Here is a 6,651-nt window from a genome sequence, read left to right as displayed (position 1 = left end):
GCGTAGCGCATCGTGTTGGCCCAGGGTGTCACGCAGACACTGTTCGACCCGCTCCGGCGCAACGCCGGCGAGCGTCATGCGCACCCAGCGGTACGCCTGCGGGTTGGCCTCGGCCAATTGCTTCTGGGCCGGGGAAAGAGGCAGGCCGAGATCCATCATGGTGTCATCTCCAGAGGGTTTTCCTCAGCCGTAGCCGGTGCGGCCGCGACCTGATCGCGGCGGTAGATGTCGCCCATGGCGACGACGATGCGCCGCTCGCCCTCGAAGGGGTCGCGGGCATGGGCGGCGAGCATGTTGTCGAGCATCACCACATCGCCGCGCTGCCAGTCGAAGCGCACCGCACAACGCTCGTAAGCGGCATTGATCGCCTCGATGGCAGCCTCTTCCAGTTCGCTGCCATCACCGTAGAACACCTGCCGGGGCATGACGCTATCGCGCCCCTTGAGGAATTGCTCACGGATATCGGCATCGAGGAACGCCGGATGGTAGAGCTGGATCTGGTTGAAGAAGCTGGCATCGCCGGTCAGCGGGTGAAGGATCACCGCCGGACACACCTGGCGCGTGTGCAATTGGTTGGCGCCGCGCCACTCGAACTCGATCCCGCCCTCACGGCAGATGCGCTCGGCCTCGGCACGCTCCTCAGTCTGGAAGAAGTGCTGCCAACTGACATCCAGGCTGGCGCTGAAATTGCGCACGTACATCAGTTGCTTGCGACGCAGCTTGACCTGCAGCCAGGCCGGCAGCTCGCGGTACACCTCACGGCTGTCGACGATGGGCGTGGCCCCACCGCTGGTGGCCGGCGTCTCGCAATAGAACCACTGTCGGCGCGGCCAGCGATGCTGATGAGCGCTCTCGTTGTGGAACATGATCATGCGGTCCTTCGGATAGGGCGTGGACTTGTAGATCTTGTTGCCGCCCTCCTTCTTCGGCAGATCGCCGTACTCGCCGTACAGCTGCGGGCACAACGCCTGGCAGAACTGCTCAAAGTCCGCCGGGGTCGGCAGATCGAAACCACGGAAGAGAATCCCGCCGTGCTCGCGCAGCCAGACTTCCACCTGCTCGCGATGGTTCTCGGCCCACACGGCGGGGGCCAGCTCGCGCTCGCGCAGTTGCACCAGCAGGGGGAAGCTGGAGCCGGCACGCAGCGGTCGGGTTTCGATCGGTGTGGCCGCAGCAGCCGGGCCATTCTGGCGCAGCTTGCCGAGTTTGCTCATCTTGCGTTGCAGCGGGTTGTCCGTGGTGGTGGACATGGCAGCGGCTCCCTTGGAAGGCAGAGGTAAGGCATCGATGGGGCTGTCCGGCGCACCCAGCGCAGCATCGAGCAGCGCCAGGAAGCTGTCGCGCAAACGCTCGATGGTGGCTGGGCGGAACAGGCTGGTGCGGTACACCCAGCGCAGGCTGAGGGCATCGCCGTCGGCAGCGGCGAACAGCGCCATATCGAACTTGGAGTGTTGTTGTTCACGGCTCAGCGGCGTGACTTCGAGGTCGCCGAGGCGGCGCGGCTGACGCGGCGTGTTGTCCAGCACGAAAAGGGTCTGCAGCAACGGATGCTGGTTGGCCACACGCGGCAAGTCGAGACATTCCACCACCTGCTCGAACGGTGTGTCCTGCCAGGCGAAGGCATCCAGGCAGACATCGCGTACCAATACCGCCTGCTCACGGAAGCTCAGCTCCGGTTGCAGGCGAATGCGCAACGCCAGCAGGTTGACGAAGAAGCCGATCAGCGCCTCGGTAGCCGGGTGTTCGCGGTTGGCCACGTCGGTGCCGATGACCAGGTCGCGGCCCTGGGTTTCGCGCTGCAGCACGGCGGCATAGACGGTCAGCAGCAACATGAACAGCGACAAGCCGCTGTCACGCTGCAAAGCTTCCAGCCGTGCCAGCGTTGCTGCCGGCAACTGGAAGTCCAAGGCCGCGCCACTGCTGCTATCGCGCTCGCCGCGTGGGAAGTCGAACGGCAACGGCACCTGGCTCGGTACGCCGGCCAGGGTACGTTGCCAGAACTGCTGGCCCTGGCGCTGACGGGCGCGCAGCGCCGCTGAAACCTGCCAGGCGGCATAGTCGACGTACTGGATCGCCAGTTCGCGCTCCACGGGCAGCCGGCCCTGGCTGTAGGCCTCATAGCCTTCAACCATCTCACCGATCAGCACCGAGCCGGACCAGCCGTCGGAGGCGATATGGTGCAGCACCAGTTGCAGCACATGTTCCTGCTCGCCCAGGCGATACAGCACCGCGCGCAGCGGCGCCTCAACGCTCAGGTCGAACGGTCGCGTGGCCATCTCATGTTCAGCCTGCGCCCACTGCGCCTGGCTCAGGGTCGCCAGTTGCAGCGTCAACGCAGAATCCGCCTGGATGCGCTGGCGCGCCTCGCCCTGCTGCTGATGGTAGGTGGTGCGCAGGATCGCATGGCGCCGTATCACACGCTGCAAGGCCCGCTGCAACGCCTGGGTATCGAGGGCGCCACGCAGGCGCACGTTGCTGCTCATGTTGAAGCTGCTGTCGCTCGGCTGCAGTTGCTGCATCAGCCAGGCCCGTTGTTGCGCAGGCGACAGCGGCTGGTCGATGTGCTGATCGACCCGCGCGATGCTCAATCCAGCCGGGTCGATGGCGGTGGCCTGGGTTTCCACGCGCGCCGCCAGCTCCGTCAGCGAAGGCGTCTCGAACAGCCAGCGCAGCGGCACCTCGAAGCCCTGCTCGCGCAGACGCGAACGCACCTGCGCGGCCATCAGCGAGTGCCCGCCGAGCTGGAAGAAATGCCCATCGAGCGGCACCTGCTCAAGCTGCAGCACCTGGCCCCAGATCTCGCTCAGCAGGGCCTCGCTGGCGCTCATCGGCCGCTGCGCGCTGCCGGCTGCCGCCTGCTGCTGGTTGCGCAACTGCGGCAATTGCTGGCGATCCACCTTGCCGTTGCTGTTGAGCGGCAATGCCGGCAGCGCTTGCAGGTGAGTTGGCAGCATATACACCGGCAGACGTGCCTGCAGATGTTCACGCAACTCGTCTGTGCTCGGCTCGCCAGCCAGACTGGCAACCCAGAACGCGGCCAGGTGCTCACCCTGCACCGCCACCACCGCCTGGGCGACCCCCGGGTGACCGAGCAGCGCCGCCTCGATCTCGCCCAGCTCGATGCGGAAGCCGCGCAGCTTGATCTGATCGTCGCTGCGGCCCAGGTAATACAACTGCCCATCGGCCTGCCAGCGGGCCACATCGCCGGTGCGGTACAGGCGCCCGCCAGCGCCGCCGAACGGGTCGGCGATGAAACGCTCGGCGCTCAGCGCCGGCTGCCCGGCATAACCACGGGCCAGCCCAAGGCCTGCGATATACAGCTCGCCGGCACGGCCTGGCGGAACCTCACAGAGGAACTCGTCGAGCACATGGCAGCGTGTGTTGAGCAGCGGCCGGCCAATCGGCACCACCGGCTGATGCAGCGCCTCCACTGACGTACAGGTCGACCAGACGCTGGTTTCGGTTGGCCCGTAGACGTTGATCAGGCAGCCGACGAGCGGCTTCAACTCGCTGGCCATTTCTGCCGGCAGAGCCTCACCGCCGGCCAGGGCGACCCGCCCGGCCAGCACCTGGCGATCGCCCTGCAGCAGCATGGCCCAGGTCGCCGGGGTGGCCTGGATCAGCTCCACCGCCCGCTCACGGATCAACTGCGCCAGCAGCAGCGGGTCCTGGCGTTGCTCGTCATCGGCGAGCACCACGCTGCCACCGCGCACCAACGGCAGGCACAGTTCCAGGCCGCTGATATCGAAGGTCACGGTGGTCAGCGCCAGGTAGCGCTGCACGCCGTCCAGCGGCAAGGCGCGCTCCATCGCCAACAGGAAGTTGGCAAAGTTGCCCCGGCTGATCTGCACGCCCTTGGGCTGCCCGGTGGAGCCGGAGGTGTAGAGCGTGTAGGCCAGTTGCTGCAGGTGCCTGGGCAGCGCCGGTGCATCGGTCGGCTGCGCCTGCAACGCCAGGTCCTGCCAGAGTTGGCAGCGCAACGTGGCCGGGAAATGCTCCTCCTGAAGGTCGCACAGCAGCAGATGCGGCCGCGCCCTCTGCATGATGGCCGCCTGCCGCGCAGGCGGATGGCTCGGATCGAGCGGCAGGTACTGCGCCCCGGCCTTCTGGATGCCCAGCAGGCAGACCAGCAGGCGCTCGTCGCGCGGCAGGCAGAAGGCGATCGTGGACTCCGCCGTCACACCTTGCGCCAACAACCAGTGCGCAAGCTGGTTGGCCTGGGCCTGCAACTGCGCGTAGCTCAGTTGTCGGTCGCGGCAGAACACCGCGGTGCGCTCGGGATGCAAGGCGGCCTGAACCTCGAAGCGGGTCACGAAATCCGCCTCGACATCCAGCTCGGCAGCGTCGCCCGCGCTGTGCAGGCGTTGTACCGAGCGCAGTGGCAGCGTCAGCAGCGGCTGCTGCAGATCGAGATGCGCCAGGCTGGCCAGCACACCCAGGTAGTCGTCCACCAGGCACTGGATGCGGGCCGGGTCGAACAGCGCGGTGGCGTACTCGACGATCAGTTGGCTGCCGGCCTCATCGCCGCGGCCCTGGCTGAACACATTGAAGGTCAGGTCGAACTTGGCGCTGATCGCCCCCTGCGGCAATACCAGGGGCGCTACCGTGACGCCCGGCAGTTGCAGATTGCGCTCGCCGAGGTGATCGACCTGGTAGTTGAACATGACTTGGAACAACGGCGTGCGGTCGAGGCTGCGCTCGACCTGGAGCACGTCGAGCAGGCGCTCGAACGGCAATTGCTCATGGGCCCGGTCATCCGCCAGGCGCTGGCCAAGGCGCCGCAGAAAATGCTCCAGGCTTTCCAGCCCATCAAGCTGCACGCGGTAGGCCAGGGTGTTGACGAACAGACCGACCAGCGCCTGGCTGTCCGCCGCCTCACGCCCGGACACCGGCAAGCCGATGGCGAAATCGCGGCGCCCGGCGTGTTTCCACAGCAGCAGTTGCTGCGCGGCGAAATACAGCACGAAGGGGGTGACCCCAAGCTGCTTGGCACGGGCCGCGATTGCCGAGGTCAGCTCGCCGGGTAACGGGAACTGCTCACGCGCGCCGGCATACGCCTGCACTGCCGGGCGCGGGCTTTCGCTGAGGGCCAGCGGCTCGTCACTCAAGCCCTGCAGGCGCTGCTGCCAGTAATCGAGCAGTACCTGGCCGGCATCCCCTTCCAGCGCCTGGCGCTGCGCTTCGATCACTTGCAAAAGGCCCGTTCCGGGCGCTGGCTGACGGCCCTCATAGAGAGCGGCCAGATCCTGCACCAGCAGCCCCATGGACCAGCCGTCCACGGCGATATGGTGGGCGTTGAACAGCAGGCGATAGTCGTCTTCAGCGAACTGGAACAGGTCGATGGCCACCAGCGGCCCCCGGGCCAGGTCGAAGACCCGTTGCGCGGCCAGGGCAATCGCTGCCTCCCGTGCATCTGCCGGCGAGGCGCGCAGATCGTGCAGGGCGAAGCTGGCCTCGGGCGCCTCCACCAGGCGCTGACGCACCTGCCCGTTGTCCTCGAAGAAACGGCAACGCAGGGCTTCGTGACGTTCGATCAGGCTCAGGCAGGCGCTGCGCAGGCGTGGCACGTGCAGTTCACCCTGCAAGACCAGCAGTTGCGTGACGTTGTAGGCGGTGGTGTCGGGTTCGAGCTGCTGCATGAACCACAGCCGCTCCTGGGCATGGGACAGCCGCGCCACCGTGCTGGCCAACGCTGGCGACGTCTCTGCCGGCTCGTTGCGGGTGGCAGGCGCCGGCTCCAGCGCGGCCGCCAGTTGCCGCGGCGTGGGGTTTTCCAGCAACTGGCGCGGCATCAGGCGCAGGTCGGCGTGGCGCAGCCGGGCGATCAGTTGCAGGCTGAGAATCGAATCGCCACCCGCGGCGAAGAAGTCGTCGTCCAGCCCCAGTTGCGGCTGGCCCAGCAGTTCGCGGAAGGCCGCCAGAATACTCGCCAGACGCGGCTGCGCGCGGCAGTCGGCACTGGCTGCCATGGCCGCCAGGGTCGGCTGTTCCAGCACGTCGCGCGGCTGCAGCCGGAGCCCTTCGCGCGCGGCGAGGCCGATCAGCTGCAAGCTGAGAATCGAATCGCCGCCGAGGGCGAAGAAATCGTCCTGGCGAGTGACCGCGGCGCAGCCGAGCACCTGGCACCACAGCCGGGCCAGCAATTGCTCGCTGACGCCCTGGGGCGCCTGCCCGCCCGCGTCCACCGCCACGTCGGTTTCAGGCTCGGGCAAGGCACGCCGATCCAACTTGCCATTGCCGGTCAGCGGCAAGGCATCAAGGCTCGACCAGTACGCCGGCTGCAGCGGTTCGGGCAGTTGCGCCCGGGCCTGCGCCTGGATGGCGCTCAGTTCGTCCGGGGCCAGGCGCGGCGCGAAATAGGCCACCAGTTGCATGCGTCCCTGAATCTCGCGTGCCAGCACGACGGCTTCGCGTACCCGCGATTGCCGGCTCAGCCAGGCACTGACCTCACCGGGCTCGACGCGAAAACCGCGAATCTTCACCTGATCGTCCTGGCGCCCGAGGAACGCCAGACGCCCATGGTGATCCAGGCGTACCCGATCACCGCTGCGGTAGAAACGCTGCCCTGCGTCATCGATGAAGGCGGCGGCAGTGACGAGCGGCTGGCCCAGGTAGCCCAGCGCGACCTGGGGGCCACCGATCAGCAACTCG

1 protein-coding gene is annotated in these 6,651 nt (G+C 67.3%); it reads right to left on the bottom strand.

Features of this window, described 5'->3' with window-relative positions; all coding sequences use genetic code 11:
• Positions 1-155: 155 nt before the first annotated feature.
• Positions 156-6,651, bottom strand: a 6,496-nt coding sequence (locus BFP89_RS00075) for a non-ribosomal peptide synthetase (protein WP_141689004.1), incomplete at its 5' end; no start/stop codon positions are given.

Source organism: Pseudomonas sp. 31 R 17 (assembly GCF_900004915.1).
In the GTDB taxonomy this organism is placed as follows: domain Bacteria; phylum Pseudomonadota; class Gammaproteobacteria; order Pseudomonadales; family Pseudomonadaceae; genus Aquipseudomonas; species Aquipseudomonas orientalis_A.
Note: the sequence above shows the minus strand (reverse complement) of the source record. Positions and strands in the feature narration are given on the sequence as shown.